This is a genomic window from Paracoccus simplex, assembly GCF_042648325.1.
GTDB classification, from domain to species: Bacteria; Pseudomonadota; Alphaproteobacteria; order Rhodobacterales; family Rhodobacteraceae; genus Paracoccus; species Paracoccus simplex.
In genome coordinates, this window is record NZ_JBHRXE010000002.1 from 1 (window position 1) to 19,724 (window position 19,724).

At 66.9% G+C, this 19,724-nt stretch carries 17 protein-coding genes and 3 pseudogenes (1 of these 20 running past the window's edge); 8 read left to right on the forward strand and 12 right to left on the reverse strand.

Translation table 11 applies throughout. The features are described 5' to 3' along the window. From ACFOMP_RS00750 to ACFOMP_RS00775, 6 genes are all read right to left on the reverse strand, one after another. A partial coding sequence (locus ACFOMP_RS00750; protein ID WP_379027506.1) for a recombinase family protein occupies positions 1–1,092 on the reverse strand: 1,092 nt, incomplete at its 3' end. A gap of 597 nt (positions 1,093–1,689) precedes the next feature. After that, positions 1,690–1,998: a hypothetical protein gene (locus tag ACFOMP_RS00755; RefSeq protein WP_379027508.1), complete on the reverse strand. Its 309-nt coding sequence runs from the start codon at positions 1,996–1,998 to the stop codon at positions 1,690–1,692. Continuing rightward, complete coding sequence (locus tag ACFOMP_RS00760) at positions 1,967–2,254, reverse strand: hypothetical protein (RefSeq protein WP_379027510.1); 288 nt, start codon at positions 2,252–2,254, stop codon at positions 1,967–1,969. The genes ACFOMP_RS00755 and ACFOMP_RS00760 overlap by 32 nt, the downstream gene beginning before the upstream one ends. Further along, positions 2,197–4,227, reverse strand: coding sequence for an AAA family ATPase (locus ACFOMP_RS00765; protein WP_379027512.1), 2,031 nt, complete (start codon positions 4,225–4,227; stop codon positions 2,197–2,199). The genes ACFOMP_RS00760 and ACFOMP_RS00765 overlap by 58 nt, the downstream gene beginning before the upstream one ends. A gap of 265 nt (positions 4,228–4,492) precedes the next feature. Then, positions 4,493–5,647, reverse strand: a complete 1,155-nt coding sequence (locus tag ACFOMP_RS00770) for a hypothetical protein (protein ID WP_379027514.1) — start codon at positions 5,645–5,647, stop codon at positions 4,493–4,495. A 158-nt stretch (positions 5,648–5,805) separates the two neighbouring features. After that, positions 5,806–6,249 carry a hypothetical protein gene (locus ACFOMP_RS00775; RefSeq protein ID WP_379027555.1) on the reverse strand — a complete coding sequence of 148 codons (444 nt, stop codon included), beginning with the start codon at positions 6,247–6,249 and terminating at the stop codon, positions 5,806–5,808. 50 nt (positions 6,250–6,299) lie between these two features. Here ACFOMP_RS00775 and ACFOMP_RS00780 point away from each other — a divergent pair. Next, a pseudogene (locus tag ACFOMP_RS00780) lies at positions 6,300–6,824 on the forward strand (transposase); the annotation flags it as partial. Between the two features lie 138 nt (positions 6,825–6,962). Here the strand turns inward: ACFOMP_RS00780 and ACFOMP_RS00785 are convergent. After that, positions 6,963–7,565 carry a TetR/AcrR family transcriptional regulator gene (locus tag ACFOMP_RS00785; protein ID WP_379027516.1) on the reverse strand — a complete coding sequence of 201 codons (603 nt, stop codon included), beginning with the start codon at positions 7,563–7,565 and terminating at the stop codon, positions 6,963–6,965. A gap of 136 nt (positions 7,566–7,701) precedes the next feature. On the opposite strand from ACFOMP_RS00785, the gene ACFOMP_RS00790 reads away from it, so the two are divergent. Genes ACFOMP_RS00790 through ACFOMP_RS00800 form a run of 3 tightly spaced genes read left to right on the forward strand, consistent with a single transcriptional unit; the run spans position 7,702 to position 10,905 of the window. After that, positions 7,702–8,757, forward strand: coding sequence for a Rieske 2Fe-2S domain-containing protein (locus ACFOMP_RS00790; RefSeq protein ID WP_379027518.1), 1,056 nt, complete (start codon positions 7,702–7,704; stop codon positions 8,755–8,757). Positions 8,758–8,760: 3 nt separating this feature from the next. Further along, positions 8,761–9,894, forward strand: a complete 1,134-nt coding sequence (locus ACFOMP_RS00795) for a 2Fe-2S iron-sulfur cluster-binding protein (RefSeq protein ID WP_379027520.1) — start codon at positions 8,761–8,763, stop codon at positions 9,892–9,894. 9 nt (positions 9,895–9,903) lie between these two features. Further along, entirely contained in the window at positions 9,904–10,905 is a 1,002-nt protein-coding gene (locus ACFOMP_RS00800; RefSeq protein WP_379027522.1) for a xylose isomerase, read from the forward strand. A 161-nt stretch (positions 10,906–11,066) separates the two neighbouring features. On the opposite strand, the gene ACFOMP_RS00805 is transcribed toward ACFOMP_RS00800, so the two are convergent. Further along, positions 11,067–11,765 (reverse strand): helix-turn-helix domain-containing protein, encoded by a 699-nt coding sequence (locus tag ACFOMP_RS00805; protein WP_379027524.1) that lies wholly within the window; start codon positions 11,763–11,765, stop codon positions 11,067–11,069. 120 nt (positions 11,766–11,885) lie between these two features. On the opposite strand from ACFOMP_RS00805, the gene ACFOMP_RS00810 reads away from it, so the two are divergent. From ACFOMP_RS00810 to ACFOMP_RS00825, 4 genes and pseudogenes are all read left to right on the forward strand, one after another. Next, a complete protein-coding gene (locus ACFOMP_RS00810; RefSeq protein WP_379027526.1) occupies positions 11,886–13,154 on the forward strand; it encodes an MFS transporter in 1,269 nt (422 codons plus the stop codon). Positions 13,155–13,439: 285 nt separating this feature from the next. Continuing rightward, positions 13,440–13,718: an SH3 domain-containing protein gene (locus ACFOMP_RS00815; RefSeq protein ID WP_379027528.1), complete on the forward strand. Its 279-nt coding sequence runs from the start codon at positions 13,440–13,442 to the stop codon at positions 13,716–13,718. A gap of 129 nt (positions 13,719–13,847) precedes the next feature. Next, a pseudogene (locus tag ACFOMP_RS00820) lies at positions 13,848–14,647 on the forward strand (IS5 family transposase). Between the two features lie 112 nt (positions 14,648–14,759). Continuing rightward, positions 14,760–15,095: pseudogene (locus ACFOMP_RS00825) on the forward strand (IS110 family transposase); the annotation flags it as partial. A 5-nt stretch (positions 15,096–15,100) separates the two neighbouring features. On the opposite strand, the gene ACFOMP_RS00830 reads toward ACFOMP_RS00825, so the two are convergent. From ACFOMP_RS00830 to ACFOMP_RS00845, 4 genes are all read right to left on the reverse strand, one after another. Beyond that, positions 15,101–16,366 carry a glycerate kinase type-2 family protein gene (locus ACFOMP_RS00830; RefSeq protein WP_289894021.1) on the reverse strand — a complete coding sequence of 422 codons (1,266 nt, stop codon included), beginning with the start codon at positions 16,364–16,366 and terminating at the stop codon, positions 15,101–15,103. Then, on the reverse strand, positions 16,366–17,346 hold the full coding sequence (locus tag ACFOMP_RS00835; protein WP_379027531.1) for an HpcH/HpaI aldolase/citrate lyase family protein: 981 nt from the start codon (positions 17,344–17,346) through the stop codon (positions 16,366–16,368). The genes ACFOMP_RS00830 and ACFOMP_RS00835 overlap by 1 nt, the downstream gene beginning before the upstream one ends. A 41-nt stretch (positions 17,347–17,387) precedes the next feature. Continuing rightward, positions 17,388–18,287: a bifunctional methylenetetrahydrofolate dehydrogenase/methenyltetrahydrofolate cyclohydrolase FolD gene (gene folD, locus ACFOMP_RS00840; protein ID WP_379027533.1), complete on the reverse strand. Its 900-nt coding sequence runs from the start codon at positions 18,285–18,287 to the stop codon at positions 17,388–17,390. Positions 18,288–18,393: 106 nt separating this feature from the next. Continuing rightward, on the reverse strand, positions 18,394–19,724 hold the 3' portion of the coding sequence (locus tag ACFOMP_RS00845) for a formate--tetrahydrofolate ligase (RefSeq protein ID WP_379027535.1). Its footprint extends 298 nt past the window's final position; only the last 1,331 of its 1,629 coding nucleotides appear in the window; its start codon lies off the right edge, out of view — the gene reads right to left on this strand; it ends in the stop codon at positions 18,394–18,396.

A 19,724-nucleotide genomic window follows, 5' to 3' on the forward strand; every position in this document is an offset into this window, starting at 1 on the left:
GGAGAGGATGGTCAGGATCCGGCCCTCCAGTTCCTGGCGGGTGATGCCGGTGCGGTTGCTGCAGATCGACTTGCCCTTGTTGCGCGAGTTCGAGCAGCCGAAACGGTCCTTGCCCACGGTGGAAAAGCCGCCGCCACAGCAGCCGCATTTGACCAGGCCGGTGAGCAGGAAGCGCGGCTTGCGGCGTTCCCAGGCTTCCCTGTCGGTCTGTTCGATCTTGCGACCCTCCTGGCGCGCCTTCACATCGTTCCAGAGGTGCTGCTCAATGATGCGCAGTTCCGGCACTTCGGTGACGATCCATTCGGATTCCGGGTTCGGGCGAGCCTGGCGCTTGCCGGTGGCGGGGTCCTTCACGAAGAACTGCCGGTTCCAGACCAGGCGGCCGATATAGATCTCGTTGTTCAGAATGCCGGTCCCGCGTTTGGGATTGCCGTGGATGGTGGATTTGTCCCAGGCTTGGCCGCGTGGGCCGGGGACGCCTTCGCGCTTCAACTGGTCGGCAATCCGGTTCGGCGACATCCCTTCCGCGTAGGCATGAAAGATGCGGCGCACGACTGCGGCTTGGTCCTCATTGATCTGTCGGTCGCCGCGCCTGATCTCGCCGTCCTCGCCCATATGGCGCAGCACCGTATAGCCATAGGCATTGCCGCCGCCGGATTTGCCGGCCTCGACGCGGCCGCGCAGGCCCCGGCGGGTCTTGGCGGCGAGATCCTTCAGGAACAGCGCGTTCATCGTGCCCTTGAGGCCGATATGCATCTCGTCGATGCGGCCCTCGGCCAGGGTCTCGATGGCCACGCCGGCAAAGGTGAGGTTCTGGTAGAGCGCGGCGATATCGGCCTGGTTGCGGCTGAGGCGGTCGAGGGCTTCCGAGATCACAATGTCGAAACGCCGCTCGCGGGCATCCTGCTGCAGGCGCTGGATGCCGGGACGCATCAGCGAGGCGCCGGAGGTGGCGGCGTCTTCGTAGCTGCCGGTGATCTGCCAGCCGGCGCGGGCGGCGCGCTCGCGGCAGAGCCGGATCTGGTCCTCGATCGACGAGGCCGATTGCAGGTCGGAGGAGTAGCGGGCGTAGATGACGGCGCGCAGGGTCATGGGCGGATCTCCGTGCGGAGGGGAAGGTCAATCGTCAGGGGCGCCGCGTTCGGCGGCGTGATCGGCGCGGGCGGCATCGCGGGCCAGGGCCCGGACGAGAGCGAGCAGTGGATCCCGATGCTGCGCGGATTGCCGATTCCCGGCAAGGGCTTTGTCGGCCGGAGGTGCCGGCGGGACAGCCGCCGCCTGCGCGGCGCCCTCCCTGTCGGCAATATCTCTCCGGTCTCGTGCCATGGGCCGAGCTGCTCCCTGCGCCGGAGGGCAGGGCCCGTCGGCGTTCGCTGATGATGATCCTGGACGGGAACGGCCCCGCTGCTGTTGGGATAATCATAGGGCATGGGAGAGGTTCTCTAAGCTGAAAACGCGGGTCTCGGGTCTCGTGAATGTGGATAACCACCTGAAAATACGGAAATCTCTCTCTCAAGAGGGGTGGGCGAGGGACGATTGCGGCTCATGGGAGTGCGCTATGGCCTCATCCTGGTCGCTGGGTGGGGTGATCTCCAAGCGCAACAGAAGCTCGGCGCGAATTATCCGGATTTTAGAGCGCGTTGGCGGGACAACGATGCCCGCCGGTACACCGTACCAAAGGACAGCACTTCAGGCACCTCTGTCCTTCTCGCTCCTGCTGCGACCTTGCCGAAACGTCGGATGTATTACCCGGGTCTTTTGATTTTTTGGTTCCTGGTCTTTACGTTCTTTCTTTTTTATCCCCTGGGAATGGAATGGGCGGCGGGCATAGCCCGCCGCAGGGAGCCCCACTTTTGTTTCTGGCTTTTTTTGATTGGCGGCAGTGCCGCTCTCTTTTGTTTTTGTCTTATGTTTGCGGGGGAGCGCGCTTTGAATGAGGTGTCTCGCGATTGCCGGGCGGGCGTCTCTATTGCGGTTGTTGCGCAGGGTGCGCGTCATGAACTTCATCCGGTGCCGCATTGCGCACCCGGACGAGCCAGTCCTGGGCCTCGGTGCGGTCCATGTCGCGCGAGGCCATCAGCGCCTCGGCCATCTCCTCGAGCAGGGAACGATGGACAGTGAGGATCTGCGCGGCGCGCTTCTCGGCCGCTTCGAGTTCGCGGCGGACACGGAACAGGGCGTCAGGGTCCAGCGCTATCAAGGTCTCGGGATCGGCGGTCCAGACCGGGCCGTGGCTTCCCAACCCGTATCGCATCTGGATTCCCGAGGCGATGGCGGTGGCCATTGCCAGATCGGATTCGGGTCCTCCCCGGCACCGGCCGATACGTCACCCAGCACCAAACGTTCGGCGGCGCGGCCGGCCAGCAGCTGCACCAGGCGGTCCTGCATGTCACAGAGGAGGCCGTGTTTGGCGGTGGTGTCGAACACTGTCCCCCCGCCGCCATCACGGTCCAGGTAAACCCGCCGCACGGGGCCGAGATCCAGCGCCGCACAGACGATGGCATGGCCGCATTCATGCAGGGCCACGCGGCGGTCGATCGCAGGATCATGGGTGACGCGGAAAACGCGCTGGAGATCCGAAAGGGTCATGTCACGCTTTTGTCCCCGCGCCATCGCCCGCGTCTGCCGGATCGCGGCATCGACATCCGCAGCGGAGCAACCAACGGCGCGCACCGCGAGATCGCGCAGGTCGCCTTCGCGCCAGTCCGGCAGGCAGTGCCGGAAGACGCTGAACAGACCCTCGATATCCGGCAGCGGCAGGGCGATCTTCATGTCGAACCGTCCGGCCCGCAGTACCACCGGATCGATGAACTGCGGATGATTGCAGGTGCCGATGACGCCTTCTTCCCGGGCGATGGCGTCCATCTCTGCCAAGAAAGCGTTGATGACCTGGGTGCGGTAGGACCGGTTGTGCTGATCGTGATCGTCGCGCGAACCGACAGCATCGATCTCGTCGATGATCAGCACGGTCGGTGCTTTGGCACGCGCCTCGCGAAACGTCCGCCGCATCTCGCGCAGCATGTCGCCCAGATGCCCGGCGGCCTGCCATTCACCGAAGGTCCCGGTCACCACCGCGAAGCCTGCGCTGTTGCCCATGGCGCGGGCGATCCAGCTCTTGCCGGTGCCGGGCGGACCGTAGAGCAGCAACGTGCGGGTCAGGTCCTGCCATGCGACCTCGCCTTGCTTCCATATACGCAGGTCGCGCACGATCTGGCGCGCGGCGCGGAGCGCAGGCGTGTCGCCATGGATATCCTCGAGCCAGGGGCCGTCAGCCGCGGCGCGTGGCGCCTTGACCGTGAGGGCGGCGATCCGCTCGGCAACCGCCTTCGCGGTCGGCGCCCGCATGGCGAGACTAAGAGACAGGGCATCAAGGTCTGAGAGCAAGGTATCGTCCGGCAGGGCTACGCGCACCGCGGCCTCGTCGATCCGGCCGGTGGCGCTGTGCGTGGCGCGCAGGGCGGTGATCAGGATCTCTGCCGACAGAGGCGCAAAGGCCCGGCGCTGGACAGGCGGGTGGTGCAGCACCTCGGGCGCGGTTGCCACATCCGGCAGCAGGATCAGGATCGGGACCCGCATGTCGATGGCGCTTGCCAGCTCTGCGGCAAAGCCGCGTTCGGCGTGGTCGGAGATCTTACCGTTCATGAGTTCCGGGCCCAGCACCAGCAGATAAGGCTTCTCACGCGGCAGCCGGCCCATGGACATGGCCAGTGACCAGCTTTGCGGCAACGCATGCGGCAGCAGCTTCTTGATCGCATCGATCAGGTTGCCCGGAATGCCTTCGATCACGGTGATCGCGCCCGGCACCAGCATCGCGTCGCGGTCCTCGAGGCTGCCAATACTGGCGGCAAGGCGCAGCAGCGGGATCAGCTTGCTCGCCGGCAGAAGGATGCGAGGTTGCGGCGACCCATTGCTTGCGGTGGCGGTGGGATCGCCGCCGACTTCAGCGATTGCTTCACATTCTTCGGGTGAGATGTTTTGCGCGCAGGGGCTGGTGTTCAGGGCATCGAGCGCGGCGGATCCCGGAGGCGACATCGCGGCCTCCAGCAGCTCGGGCAGGTCCATGTCTTCCGGGTCGAGCGCGGGATCCCAGGACGGCATCAGCCTCTGGGCCAGATCGTCCTGCAGGCGGCGGATGGCGTGGCGGGCCAATGGCCCCCAGACGGGATGATTATGGGTTCCGGATTCGGGATTGGGATCGCGGGGGCTGGTTGCGATTGTCTGGGTCATGGCAGGATTCCGGGTATGAGAGAGGCTGGCCATTCGGCATTCCGGATGGCGGCGGGGCAGGTAGCAGAGTGGGTCGCGACCCCGAGGGGCGGGATGCGGTGGCGGTGTCAGGTCTGGGGCCGGCGGGCAGCAGGAAACCTTGGCATTCGTTTGGTGCGGCGTGGCGTGGCTTCCGGATCCGGGGGCAGGCCCCTGATTGCGCGAGGCGATATCCGGATCGGCCGCATGGTCCTCGCGCGATCCGAGGTGCCCCAACCGGAACCCGTTACCCGGTCAGGCCCCAGTGACGGTCCAGGATCGGGAGGCGATCACGCCACACGGCGGCACGATCCTCCAGCATGGCGTCCGAATTCCGGGTCACGGCTTCGGCGGGCGCACGGGATTCCGGATCAGGATGCGGCGTTTCCGGATTGTTGCCCCCCGCGATCTGACCCTGGTCGGACAGATCATTCAGAGTCCGGATGCATGCACTTGTGGCAACCTCCGCCGCGATTCGGTCGAGGGTCTTTTGAAGGATGGCGAGGGCCTCGGGCCGGTAGATCTCGGAGACCACATTCATCAGATCCGCGTATTCCGGGTGGGGCACCAGGGTTTCCGGATGGTCGCGCTTGAGGCGGGCATGCGCCGCCTTCTCGTGGGCGCAGGCACCGTGGCCGGTCGGCATGGCAACGACCCGGACAACCTCTACTTCGGTATCTTTGGGGAGTCCCAGCTGGTGTTTGTGACGCTTCACGGGATGGGAAGAATATCCCAGTTTGAGGTGGTGCCTCCCGGTTCCCGGATGACGGATGTCGAGCAGATAGGTGTAGGAAGGCTTGGCGGTCCAGCTCTGCCCACAACCGGCGCAGTCGCACTGGCCCCATTGCGGATTGGCGCGAGCGATGCGCTGCTCATGCCCGCAACTGTGGCGGTAAAGCCGATAGTTTGGATTGCCCTGCGGATCGCGCCCGAGGCGCGTCCAGCCGAACCGCAGCGCCTCCTCTTCCTCGCGATGCACCAGGCAAGTCTCGCAGCGTGCAGAAACCATGCCGGACGCGACACGCTCAACGAAGGTGAACTGGCGCCGTGCCGTATGCCCGCAGCGCAAGCGATAGTGGCCGTAATGGCGGTGCGCATCCCGGCCGAGCCAGGTCAGGCCGGCGGCCGTGGCGGCCGCCCGCCAGCGGGTCTCGATGCAATGCGGGCACAGGGGCTGCGCCGTCATCACCACGGAGTGGCGCGCCACATGGACCCCGCCGCAGGTCTGGCAGCGCAGAGCGACATGCAGGCGGTCGCGAACGCGGGCGATCAGGGCGAAGCCCTTGGCGTAAGCGGCCTCGGCCCAATGGGTATGAAGTTCGCCATGATGGATGACGAGCGGCAGGTCTGAGACCGAAAGCAGGTCGTGGGGGAGGTGCGAAGACAGGATGGTCGTGGACATAGGAAGTCCTCCCGAAAAACAGGATGAGAAGATGAAGCCAGACCTCGGGCGCACGCAGGACGTGCGACCAGGAGCCGGTGGCGGAAGAAATGGGACAGGTGCGCGGCTGTGGCTGCCCATCTGTGATGGGCGCCCAAGTCGTCAGATATGTGAGGCGATCAGGCTGCGGGCGCCAGCATGAGATTGGGCGCGTCCGGTTCGATAGCGAGATCGTCCGCCTCGATCATCCCCGTAAAATCCGGGAGGCGCGCAAGGGCGTTCAGATGCTGCCGGAAACTCGCAACCATCAGGTCAACGCGCCGTGCAACGGGGCCATCACCGGCGCAGCGGAAGAAATCGGGAAAACGGCCGGGCAGGGCGAGAATATTCCGGACCTGTTCCGGGCAGTCGCTCTCGATCAGCATCTGCGCCAGGCCTGCATAGCGCCGGAGCGGCAGATCCTCGCGGCGCCGGGTAGGCGCTGCGCGCAGAGCGGTGATCCCGTCCAGCACCTGCACCCGGGCCCGTTCGGCGGCGCGGATCCACGCGTCACAGGCCGGATCCCAGCTGCCACAATGCTCAAGGTCACGCTCAGCCTCAATGTAATTCGCGAGGTCGCGCATCAACGTGGTGAAGCTGATGGTGCGAGAGCCAGGGTGTCGACTTCGTCAGGGAGCAGACCGCTTCCGGCACCGTCGTTTCGGCCGACGAGGGCACGCACTGGGATCTTCTGGAGCCCGATTTCGACATGCAAAGAATCAATCATTCAGAGGCTTACAGTCTGAATGGCGCTCACACGAATGGCGCCGAGAGCTACTTCTCGCGGCTCGGCTGGCCCGAGGTCCATGAGGCAGCCTCGTCGATCTATCGCGCCATTGCCCAGGACGGCACCCGCATCGCCTTTCACAGCGGCGAGGCCTATGCGCTGCCGGGCCTTTCCGGGCGTGAGACGCATTTCGGCAAGAACCGCGAGATCGGGTCTCTCCTGACCTTCGTGATCGCGGATCACGAGAGCGTCGAGGCCATCGCGCGCCAGATCGTCGATCTGGGCGGGGCAATCGTCAAGCCGCCCTTCGCAACCTATTACGGCCATTGGCAGGTGATCTTCCAGGATCCGGAAGGAAACATCGCCCGGATCTCGGCAACCTCCTTGCCGGCGGGCGTCGCCGTGCCGGGACTCGCATGCGAAGGCAGGTAGCAGCCATCGCCGGCTGCACCCTATGAGGACATCCCGCGGACGTTCCTGATCAGGATCGGCCCCGCCCTGCGGCATGGAATGGCGCAATCGCTACGGTGCCAATATGTGGGCGGATCACCCGCCTTCATACAACTCGCTTCAGTCGGCTGCGCCGCCGGGACGGCGCAGGGCCTCGACCACCAGCCGGGCCAGCCCATCGACGAAGTCCCGATCCAGCGGCACATGCTTCGAGAAGGCGCGGAAATAGATCGGGCCCGCATAAAGGTCGATGATCAGGTCCAGGTCCAGGTCGGCACGGAACACGCCAGCCGCCTGGCCGCGCGCGATCAGCTCGCGCGCATGTTTGCGGCGCGGGACCAGGAAGCCCTGGTGGAACGCCGCCATCAGCGCATCGTCGTTCTGCGCGCGGCCCAGAAGCTCGGCGATCACCCGGCCGACCCGGCCCTGCAGGAAACGCGCCAGCGAGACGATGTATTCCTGCAGCGCAAGCGCCGGCTCGGCGATGCCGGGGGTCGGAACCTCGTCCTCGACCATGGCGAGGAAGGCGTCGATCACGATGGCCTCGACCGAATTCCAGCGCCGGTAAAGCGCCGGGCGGCTGGTCCCCGCCGCGCCGGCGATCTCGTTCAGGGTCAACTCGGACAGGGATTTTTCGGCCAGCAGCGCCCAGGTTGCGGCCAGCACCCGCTCGCCCAGTTCCTCGTCCATCGGGCGGCCACGCGGCTTTCTGTCTGTCTTCACGGCAATTCCCCCTTGCCAGAACCGGGCGAGTCGGCTTAATAGCGTTACATATAGTAACGTTATTATGTGTAACGTAATCCTTCTGCCGCAGCAATGGCAGAGGGCCAGCCAGCTTCATTCATCGGGAGGACGATACATGGGCGAGAGCTTTCTGGACAACGACACCTGGCGCTATTTCTGGCACCCGGTCTGCACAGTCAAGGAACTGGCGGACTCCGACAAGGGGCGGGGCGAGCTGCTTTGCGCCCGGCTGCTGGGCACCGAACTGGTGATCGCGCGGCTGGATTCGGGCGTGGTGGCGATGAACAACCGCTGCCCGCACCGCTCGGCCAAGCTGCATCTGGGCTGGAACCGAGGCGACAGCGTGCAATGCCCCTATCACGGCTGGCAATGGGGGGCGGACGGTTCCTGCAAGGGCATCCCGGCGGCACCCGACGGCCCGATCCCGCCCAATGCCAAAGCCATCAGCTATGACTGCGCCGAGCGTTACGGGCTGGTCTGGGTCCGGCTGGACGGCAGCGCCGGGACCTCGATCCCCGAGCATCCGGTCTTCGACGACCCGACATTCCGCTGCGTGCCCGGCCCCAGCTACGACTGGAAGACCCATTCGGCGCGGCGGGTCGAGAACTATACCGACCTGGCGCATTTCCCCTTCGTCCATCCCGAAACCCTGGGCAGCGCCGGGCATGTGACCTTCCTGACCCCGCAGATCGCCTTTCGCAAGGAGGGCCGGATGCGCTTCCGCTATGCGCCGCCCGAGGGCGCGCGCAATGCGGTCGATGCCAGCGGCAATTTCTCTCCGCTGGCCTTCTCGGACTATACCATCCGGCTGCCCTTCGGCGTGACCGTGGACCTGACCTTGCAGAACGGCGCCCGCACCGTGCTGTGGGTCTGGGCGACGCCGCTGGACGACATCCATTGCCGCAGCTTCTGGTTCGCCTGCCGGAACGGCGATCTGGACGGGCCGGACCAGCCGCATATCGACCAGCAGATGCGTATCCTCGAGGAGGATGTCGATATCGTCGAAAGCCAGGATCCCGAACAGATCCCGCATCCCCGCGACGAGATCGCGGTCGCGCCCGACAAGGTGTCGCTGACCTATCGCCGGCTGCTCTACGCGCTTTGCAAGGCCAAGGCGCAGGGGCCCGAGGCGCTGAAAGCTTTCCTCGACACCGAACGCGACGATATCTGAGCCATGCTGCAGCCCCTGCCGTTGCAATGGACCCCGACCCGGCTGACGCTGGAATGCGTCGACATCGAAACCGAAACCCATGACGTGAAGTCGTTCCACCTTCGGGTTCTGCCCGATGCGGCGGGCGAGGTGCCGCTGTGCCTGCACCGGCCGGGGCAGTTCCTGACCCTGCGGCTGCGGCATGGCGAGGTGCTGGTGCCGCGATCCTACACCATCGCCTCGCCGCCCTCGCGGCCGATGCTGCTGACGCTGACCGTCAAGCGCGATCCGAACGGACTTGTCTCGCGCTACATGCATGACGTGCTGCGCATCGGCGACCGGCTGGCCGCGCAGGGCCCCGGCGGCAGCTTCGATCTGTTCTCGGTCGCGCCGCGCCGGCATATCGTCATGCTGTCGGGCGGTTCGGGCATCACCCCGATGATGGCGATGCTGCGCTACCTGCAGGACCGGCGCGAGACCGGATATCGCGTGACCTTCCTGCATTCGGCCCGCAGCCCGGCGGACCTGCTGTTCCAGGGCGAGCTGACGGCGATCGCCGCACGCGGCGGCATGACGCCGCGGTTCATTTGCGAACGGGACGCCCTGCCGGGCATGGAGGCGGGGTTCCTGACCCGCGACCTGCTTCAGGCGCATGTGCCCGACCTGCATGACTGCACGGTCCTGACCTGCGGGCCGGCGCCCTATATGCGGGCGGTCAGGGCGATGCTGGCCGAGGCCGGCTTCGACATGGCGCATTACCACGAGGAAAGCTTCGGCGACCCGGCCCAGCGGCGCAATCCCGACGGCGCCACGCCCGAACGCCTGCGTCCCGATGGGTTGGACGAGGCCGTTGCCGCCCCGTCGCCGCAGGCGGACCGCCAGCCCGAAGCCGAAGGCGAGCACCTGATCCGCTTTACCCTGTCGGACAAGACCGCAACCTATCGGCCGGGCGAGACCATCCTCGACGTCGCCTCGCGCGAAGGCATCGCCGTGCCGACCAATTGCCAGATGGGGCTTTGCGGCACCTGCAAGGCGCATTGCAGCGCCGGGCAGGTCGCCATGGACGATACCGAGGGCCTCGCCCCCGGCGAGCTGGAGCAGGGGATGGTGCTGACCTGCTGCGGCCGTCCGCAGGGCGCCGTCAGCATCGCATTGTAGGAGCCAATCATGACCCGAAAGAATCTGTCGCTCGGCTGCAATGGCCGTGGCGTGATGCATCATGCCGTCCTGCCGGTCGAGGAGCAGTTCCGGCTGCTGCGCGACAGCGGCGTCTTCGACCATTTCGACCGCATCCCTCAGCCCGGAGAGGAGCGCGCCTATGTCGAGGCCTCGAACCGCTTCGGCGTGCCGATGACCACCGGGCTCTGGACCTATCAGGTCGGCCGGGACGAGGGCCTGCTGCGGCACAACCTGGAATGGGCACAGCGCGCCGGTGCCGAATGCCACAACCTGATGATCCTGACCCATCATGCGCAAGGCCATGTCGTGACCGATGACGAGGTGGTGGAATTCTACCTGCGTGCCATGGAGGAGGGCGACAGGCTGGGCATCACCATCGCGGCCGAGGTGCATATCTACATGTTCACCGAGGATTTCCGCCGCATCACCCCCGTCGCCGAGAAGGTTCGCGCGCGCGGCGTGCCGTTCAACTTCGTGCTGGATCATTCGCATGTGCTGCTGAAGATCGAAAGCCCCGAGGAACAGGACGCCTGCGGCATCCGCGCCGATGTCGAAAGCGGCCGGCTGATCCTCGATCCCCATGAGCCGGGCAATGTCATCGACGAATGGCTGGCGCAGAACATGGTGGTCTGGCTGCAGACCCGGCCGGTGGCGCCGAACGGGCCGAAGAACACCGCGATGACGGGACCGGGCGGGCGTTACGGCCGCGCCTGCCAGTATCCGTTCCGGCGCCCGGCACCCGGCGAATGGGAGCATGACTGGCACGCCTGGAAGGTCGAGCCCAGCAAATACGTCGCCCGCAAGGTGCTGCAACATCACCACGACCGCGCCGACAGCCCGCTGCGCTGGCTGACCACCGACATGATTGACATGGCCGATTACGGCGGCGGCGTCGGCTATTCGCTGTTCGAGCAGAACGTGGCCATCGCCCATTGGCTGCGCGAGACCTGGCGCGAGATCGCCGGGACCGATCTCAAGGCGGGATGCTGACAGGGAGGGCACGATGGCCAGCGAAGCTGGGGCCGACATGTCGCGGCCCATTCCGGCCACTCGCGAACAGCCCGGTGCCGTAGTGCGGCTTCCTTACCGCGGTCCTTCGTGTTCGCCGCAGCGGCCATGCGGATATGCCGGAGGCAAGCGGTCTGCCTTGATCAGCCGGCAGGATCCGCGACCCCGAACGCCTGCCGGAAACCGATCCTGCCAGTCGGGGTGATCTCCAGCGCCCTTGTCCCGGCGCGGCGCCGCACCCAGCCGTGATCCAGGGCATGGGTGCAGATGGCGGCGCCCAGAGCCCCGGCCAGATGCGGGCGGCGCTCGCTCCAGTCCAGGCAGGACCGGCAGAGCGGACGGCGGCCGTGCATGTCGCGATCCGCCGCCAGGATGCCGAGAGCCTGCATCCTGGCCCGGCCCATCTCGGTCAGGGCCGCGGCATCGCCGGCGATCTCGACCGCGCCGCTGGCCTGCAGCGCATCGGCGATGCCGACGCCCAATCGACCGGCCAGGTGGTCGTAGCAGGTGCGGGCATGGCGCAGTGCCGCGTCCTTTGGGCCGGTGCGGGGCGGGATCGGCGCGAGACCGCCGGCGATCTGCATCACGCTTTCGATCATCCGCGCGACCTCGGGACTGGCGAGGCGGTGATAGCGGCGGCGGCCCTGCTTTTCGGCGGCGATCAGCCCCACGGCCGCCAGCCGCACAAGATGGCCGCTGGCGGTCTGCGGCGTGATCGCGGCGACCTCGGCCAGTTCGGTCGCGGTCAGCGCCCGGCCATCCATCAGCGCCGCCAGCATGGCGGCGCGGGCGGGCTCGCCCACGGCGGCGGCGACCTCGGCGATGCGGTTCGATGTGGCCATGGCGATCCCTCCGGCTGGCCTGCATCCTAGCGCGGAAATGCGGGAAATGCTTCGGCTTTCACCGAAGCATCGCCGGCGGGATCGCGGCCATAAGCGGCAAGATATCATCGAGAGCGTCCCATGAGCCCTGCTGCATCCGCCCCTCGGCCTTTCTTCGGCTGGCATGTCGTCGCCGCAACCTTCCTGCTGGCCGCTTTCGGCTGGGGCACCGGCTTCTACGGCCCGCCGGTATTCCTTTATGCCGTCGTGGCGCGGACCGGCTGGCCGGTGCCGATGGTCTCGGCGGCGGTGACGGCGCATTTCCTGATGGGGGCGGTCGTCGTCGCCAATCTGCCGCAGCTGTATCGGCGCTTCGGCGTGCCGGTGGTGACGGTGCTGGGCGCCGTGCTGCTGGCGCTTGGCATCGCAGGCTGGGCGCTGGCGGTCGAGCCCTGGCAGCTGTTCGCGGCCGCGCTGGCCAGCGGCGCCGGCTGGGTCGCGATGGGGGCCGCCGCCGTGAACGCGCTGATCGCGCCCTGGTTCATCCTGCGCCGTCCCGCCGCGCTCGGCATGGCCTATAACGGCGCGAGCCTGGGCGGGGTGATCTTCTCGCCGCTGTGGATCGTGCTGATCGCCGGCATCGGCTTTCTGCCGGCCGCCCTCGCCGTCGGCTGCGTCATGGTGGCCGCGGTCGCGACCCTGTCGGTGCTGGTGTTCCGGCACACGCCCGACAGCATGGGGCAAAGCCCGGATGGCGAGGAGGGGGCCGATCCCCGGCCACCGGCGCCGCAAGGCGGTTCGCCCGCGCGCCGCCGGTTCCTTCGCGACCGCAAATTTGTGACGCTGGCCGCCGGCATGATGCTGGGGCTCTTTGCCCAGATCGGGCTGCTGGCGCATCTGTTCTCGCTGCTGGTGCCGGGGCTGGGCGAGGGCATGGCGGGGCTGGCGATGGGCGGTGCGACGCTCGCCGCGATCCTCGGGCGTTCGGTGGTGGGCTGGATGATGCCGGTCTCGGCCGACCGTCGCCTGGTCGCCTGTGCCAGCTATGGCGTGCAGATGGCCGGATCGCTGCTGTTCCTTCTGGCGGCGGACGAGGGCGGGGCATGGCTGATCCTCGGCATCGCGCTGTTCGGGTTGGGGATCGGCAATGCCACCTCGCTGCCGCCGCTGATCGCGCAGCAGGAGTTCACCCCGGCCGAGGTCGCCCGCGTGGTGCCGCTGATCGTCGCCATCGGCCAGGCCGGCTATGCCTTTGCGCCGGCGGCGTTCGGTCTGCTGCGAGGGGGTGGCATGATCGGCGGATCCGGTTCGGTGCCGCTGTTCGCCTGCGCTGCGGCGATACAGCTGGCCGCGATCGGCTGCCTTCTTGCCGGGCGGATGGGAAAGCCGGACCGCCGGGAGCAGAGGTGACGAGGATCGAGGCCGGTTCCGATGCTTCCCGCAGGACTTCCGCGCGCAGTTCATCGCAGGCGGCCCAAAACCGCCAATCTGGCTCATCCCATGCTGCGTGGCCGCATTCTCCGAAGCTGCCGTCCACGGGCGCCGCGGCGAAATCGTGACCAGAATCGCCGCTCTATGAGACGGAACCGGCCGTCGTGGCAGGTCTTGTGCAACCACTTGTCCGCGCCCGGCACCTGCCTGCTGTCATTCAGCGTGATGGTGTCGTAGTGATGGCAAAACGATTCAGGTCAGGCAATGCGAACTCATTTTGCTGCTCTTCTCGCTCTCATGATCGCCACCGGATGCGCGGTCGGCTCTGGTGCGGTGGTCAAGGGCGTCGGGCCGGACGATCTCCTGAAGCTTCGCGAAGGCCCTGGCCTCAACCACAACATCATAATCGGCCTGCCCGACGGAACGCGCCTCACCCGCCAGAATTGCGTCACGACCAACGGCAAGGCCTGGTGCAGGGTCACGCTCACCGACAGGCCTGGTATCTCGGGTTACGTTTCAGCGGACTATCTGGCGCATCGCTGACAGCAACATTTCGGCCCTTCGCCGTCGGTCGGCACACATGCATGCTGCGGGGCGGCACTGCTCCTAGGCTCCAGACCCATTGATTTCAGGCCTTTGGCGTGATTCAGGCTCCGCAAGGAGAGCTGATCGATGAGCAATCTTTTCTGGCTGAGCGAGGCGCGGATGGAGCGGCTACGGCCCTTCTTTCCCAAGAGTATCCGAAGATCAGAAAACAGTCCGGGGGACTGTTTTCCTGAGGATGGGCAAGCCGCGCGTGGATGACCGGCGTGTGCTGAGCGGGATAATCTTCGTCAGTCGCAATGGCTTGCGCTGATGTGACGCGCCGAAGGAATACGGCCCGGCCAAGACCCTCTACAACCGTTGGAAGCGCTGGAGCGACAACGGGGTCTTCGCCCGGATCGTGGTCGGCCTGGCCGCTGAGAGCGCCGAACACAAGACGATCATGATCGACGCGACCTATCTCAAGGCACACCGCACGGCGTCGAGCCTGTGCGTGAAAAAGGGGGCGCGGGCGCCAGATCGGGCGCACCAAAGGCGGCATGAACACCAAGCTGCACGCCGTCGCCGATGCCAAGGGGCGCCCGATCGGGTTCTTCATGTCGGCCGGCCAGGTCAGCGATTACACCGGCGCGGCGGCGCTGTTGGGCGGCCTGCCGAAAGCGGGTTGGCTGCTGGCCGACAGGGGCTATGATGCCGATTGGTTCAGAGAGGCGTTGAAAGACAAGGGGATAAAGGTCTGCATCCCGGGCCGGAAGTCTCGCAAGAAGGCGGTGAAATACGACAAGAGGCGCTACAAACGGCGCAACCGCATCGAGATCATGTTTGGCCGCCTGAAGGATTGGCGGCGCGTCGCGACCCGATACGACCGGTGCCCGGAAACCGTCTTCTCTGCGATCATGCTAGCCGCAACCGTTATGTTCTGGTTATGATCCGAGAACGAGATGCTGTAACGGGGCCTGCGTCGCGCTGTCCGTTACCGCTTGCAAGATCAGGGGCAAGCTGTCGCCGTTCCCGTATCAGATCCACTAGGAGGACTGCGGGATGAGGTTGTTTGTCGGATTGGACGTATCGTTGGCGAAAATCGCGGTCTGCGCGATCAGCGAACATGGGCGGATCGTCAGGGAGGCTCAGGTGGCCAGCGAGCCTGAGGCGCTGCTACGCTGGATCGATGAGCAGGATGGAAGCATCGCCGCTATTGGGCTCGAGGCTGGTCCCTTGTCGCAATGGATTCATCGCGGGCTGACCGAGGCCGGACAGCCTGTCGTGCTGATGGAAACCCGGCAGGTGAAGGGCGCCCTGAAGGCTATGCCGATCAAGACGGATCGGCGAGACGCCGAAGGTATCGCCCGTTTGCTTCACCTTGGCTGGTTTCCTCCTTTTGTTCAGGCGCCGAGCAGCAGGATCTGCACATCGGCGACATTGGTTCCGGTTCCGCCGGTGACCAGCAGGTCGCCCGCGGCCTTCAGCGCCGCGTGGCTGTCGTTGTTGGCCAGCAGCGCCGCGCCGTCGCAGCCGGCGGCGCGGATGCGCTGCGCGGTTCCGGCGTCCACGATGCCGCCGGCGGCTTCGGTCGGGCCGTCGCGGCCATCGGTACCGCCGCTGAGGAACACCCAGTCCCGGCCAAGCGCCGGCATTGCCAGCGCCACGCGCAGCGCCAGTTCCTGGTTGCGCCCGCCCGATCCGGTTCCGACGACGTTCACCACCGTCTCGCCGCCGAAGATCAGGCAGGCCGGCCGGTCGCCCGGCGCGTCCTGCGCCGCCGCGACGATGCGCGCCGCGGCTTCGGCCACCTCGCCCACCAGGGCGTCGCACAGGATCGTCGGGTTCAGCTCTGCCGCCGCCGCGGCAATCGCTTCAAGGCTCTTGCGGTTCGAGCCGATCAGGTGGTTCCGCGCCTCGGCCGGGGCCGCCGCGGGAGCGGCCGCCTTGCCGCGGCCCAGATGCGCGCGGACCTCCTCGGGCAGCAGCAGCCACAGGCCCCGCGCCTCGATCAGCGACCGGGCCTCCTCGACGCTGCCGATCGGCGCCACCGTCGGCCCCGAGGCCACCACCGCCAGATCGTCGCCGATCACGTCCGACAGGATATAGGCCGTCACCGGCGCCGGGGCGGCGAAATGCAGCATGCCCCCGCCCTTCAGCCGCGACAGCTGCTGGCGGATCAGGTTGGCGGCGCGGATGTCGAAGCCGCGCTCCAACAGCAGCCGGCCGACCGCGATCTCGTCCGCCAGCGTCAGGTCTCCGACCGGCGCCGGCAGCATGGCGGAACCGCCGCCGGAGATCAGCGCGATCACCCGGTCCTGCGCACCGGACGCACCCAGCAGGGCGATCACCGCCTGGGCCGCCGCGGCGCCGTCCCGGTCCGGGACCGGGTGGCCGGCGGTCATGACCGTCGCGCCGGGCAGATCGCGCCGGTTTTCGCGATTGGTCACCACCAGCGCCTGCACCGGCACCGGACCCAGCGCGTCCAGCATGGCCTCGGCCATCGCGGTCGCGGCCTTGCCGACCGCGACAAGGATGTAGCGGCCGTCCGCGCCCAGGTCCGGCACCGGATGCTTCCGCAGCGCGGCGCGCAGGGCCTGCGCCGGGTCGGCGGCGGCGCAGGCCGCCCGGAACAGCGTCTCGGCCCGGGATCTGAGCGCGACGGACATCATGCGGCGCCGGCGATCTGCCGGGCCTTTTCGACCAGCACCTCGGCCTGGCGGATCGAGGCATAGTCGATCAGCCGGCCGTCCAGCGACACCGCGCCCTTGCCCTCGGCCTCGGCCTCGGCCATCGCCGTCAGGATGCGCTGCGCCTTGGTCACCTCGGCGTCCGAGGGGCTCATCACCGCATTGGCCAGCGCGATCTGGCTGGGATGGATGGCCCATTTCCCCTCGCAGCCCAGCACCGCGGCGCGATAGGCGGCGGCCAGATAGCCGTCCTTGTCGCTGAAATCGCCGAAGGGCCCGTCGATCGGCCGCAAGCCGTTCGCCCGTGCGGCGACCACCATCTTCGCGAGGGCATAATGCCACATGTCGCCCCAGTGGCGCTGCCGGCCGCCATTCTCGTCGGGATCGGTCAGCACGGCGTAATCGGGATTCACGCCGCCGATGATCGTGGTCCGCGCCCGGGTCGAGGCGGCATAGTCGGCGACGCCGAAATGCAGGCTTTCATTGCGTTTCGAGGCGGCGGCGATGGCGCTGACATTTTGCATCCCCAGCGCCGTCTCGATGATATGCTCGAAGCCGATGCGCTTCTTCAGGCCCTTGGCGTCCTCGATCTGGGTGACCAGCATGTCCACGGCATAGACATCGGCGACGGTGCCGACCTTGGGGATCATGATCAGGTCCAGCCGCTCGCCGGCCTGTTCGACCACGTCCACCACGTCGCGATACATGTAATGCGTATCCAGGCCGTTGATTCGGATCGACATGGTCTTCTTGCCCCAGTCGATCTCGTTCAGGGCCTTGATGATGTTCCGGCGCGCCTCGGCCTTTTCATCCGGGGCGACCGCGTCCTCGAGATCCAGAAAGATGACGTCGGCCTCGGATTCGGCGGCCTTCTGGAACATCTGCGGGGCGCTGCCGGGCACAGCAAGCTCGCTTCGGTTCAGTCGCGCGGGGGCCTGTTCGATGACGTGAAAGCTCATATCGGGTTCCTTCTTCCTTCGGTTCCAGTTCGCCGCCCCCGTCAGGAGGTCAGCCCTTGCGGTTCGGGCAGGCCATGCGCCCGCGAACAGGCGGTGACGGTATTGGCCAGCAGGCAGGCGATGGTCATCGGCCCCACGCCGCCCGGCACCGGGGTGACGGCGCCTGCGACCGCCGCGGCGCTGTCGAAATCCACGTCGCCGACCAGCCGGGTCTTGCCCTTGTCCCGGGGATGCGGGATGCGGTTGATGCCGACGTCGATCACCGTCGCGCCCGGCTTGACCCAGTCGCCGGGGATCATCTCGGGCCGGCCGACCGCCGCGATCAGGATGTCGGCGTTGCGGCAGATCTCGGCCAGGTTCCGGGTCCGGCTGTGGGCGATGGTCACCGTGCAGCTGTCGCCCAGCAAAAGCTGCGCCATCGGCTTGCCGACGATGTTCGAGCGGCCGACGATGACCGCGTTCAGGCCCGAGAGCGAGCCGTGATGTTCGCGCAGCATCAGCAGGCAGCCCAAGGGCGTGCAGGGCACCATGCTTTTCTGCCCCGTCCCCAGCAGCCCGACATTCGAGATGTGGAACCCGTCCACGTCCTTTGCCGGGTCGATGGCGTTGATCACCACGTCCGGGTCCAGATGCGGCGGCAGCGGCAGCTGCACCAGGATGCCGTGCACCGCCGGGTCGGCGTTCAGCCGGGCGATCAGCGCCAGCAGCTCCGGCTCTGGTGTGTCCGCATCCAGCTTGTGCTCATAGGAGTTCATTCCGGCTTCCAGCGTCGCCTTGCCCTTGTTGCGGACATAGACCTCGCTGGCGGGATCCTCGCCCACCAGCACGACCGCCAGTCCCGGGGTGATGCCGGCTTCCGCCTTCAGCCGTTCCACGGTCCCGGCCACCCGGTCCCGGACCGTCGCCGCAAAGGCCTTGCCGTCGATGATCTTGGCATTCATTGTCTTGGCTTCCTGATAATGCGCCCGGTCCCGGGGCAGCCATGGGCCGCCGCCGCCGCAGCGTCGTTGGGTCCTTGGGTCGCTTGGCTGGCGACGGGCCAGGCGGTCAGAACAGACCTTCGACCTCGCGCGCCCGGTTCAGCCCGATCACCTCGGCGGCAGGCTGCCGGGGCAGACCGGGCATGGTCATGATCTCGCCGCAGATGGCGACGATGAAGCCGGCGCCGGCGGCCAGCCGCACCTCGCGGATCGGCACGGAATGACCCTCGGGTGCGCCGCGCCGATTGGGATCGGTGGTGAAGCTGTATTGGGTCTTGGCCATGCAGATCGGCAGGTGGCCGTAGCCCTGGGCTTCCCATTCCTTAAGCTGGTTGCGGATCGCGGTGTCGGCCAGCACCTCGTCGGCATGGTAGATCCGCTTGGCGATGGTCTCGATCTTGGCGAACAGCGGCAGGTCGTCGAGATAGAGCGGGGCGAATTCCGCGCCGCCCGCCTCGGCGATCTGCACGACCTTCCGCGCCAGCTCGACCGCGCCTTCCGAGCCCTCGGCCCAGTGCCTGCACAGGATCGCCTCGACCCCGCGCGTCTTGGCATAGTCCTGCAGCGCCCGGATCTCGGCCTCGGTATCGCCCGAGAAGTGGTTGACCGCGACGACCACCGGCACGCCGAAGGACTTCATGTTGACGATGTGGCGTCCCAGATTGGCGCAACCCTTGCGCAGCGCCTCGACATTCTCGGCCGCCAGATCCGCCTTGGCGACGCCGCCGTTCATCTTCAGCGCGCGGACCGTGGCGACGATCACCGCCACGTCCGGCTGCAGCCCGGCCTTGCGGCATTTGATGTCGAAGAACTTCTCGGCCCCCAGATCGGCGCCGAAGCCGGCCTCGGTCACCACGTAATCGGCCAGTTTCAGCGCCGTGGTGGTGGCGATCACCGAATTGCAGCCATGGGCGATATTGGCGAAGGGTCCGCCATGCACGAAGGCCGGGTTGTTCTCCAGCGTCTGCACCAGGTTGGGCTGCATCGCGTCCTTCAGCAGCACGGTCATCGCGCCGTCCGCCTTGATGTCGCGGCAATAGACCGGCGTCCTGTCGCGGCGATAGGCGACGATCATGTCGCCCAGCCGCTGTCCCAGATCGTCGAGATCGGTCGCCAGGCACAGGATCGCCATCACCTCGGAGGCGACGGTGATGTCGAAGCCGGTCTCGCGCGGGAAACCGTTGGTCACGCCGCCCAGCGAGCAGGTGATCTGGCGCAGGGCGCGATCGTTCATGTCCAGCACGCGGCGCCAGACCACGCGGCGCAGGTCGATCTGCTGTTCGTTCCCCCAATAGATGTGGTTGTCGATCATCGCCGACAGCAGGTTGTGGGCGCTGGTGATGGCGTGGAAATCGCCGGTGAAGTGCAGGTTCATGTCCTCCATCGGGATCACCTGCG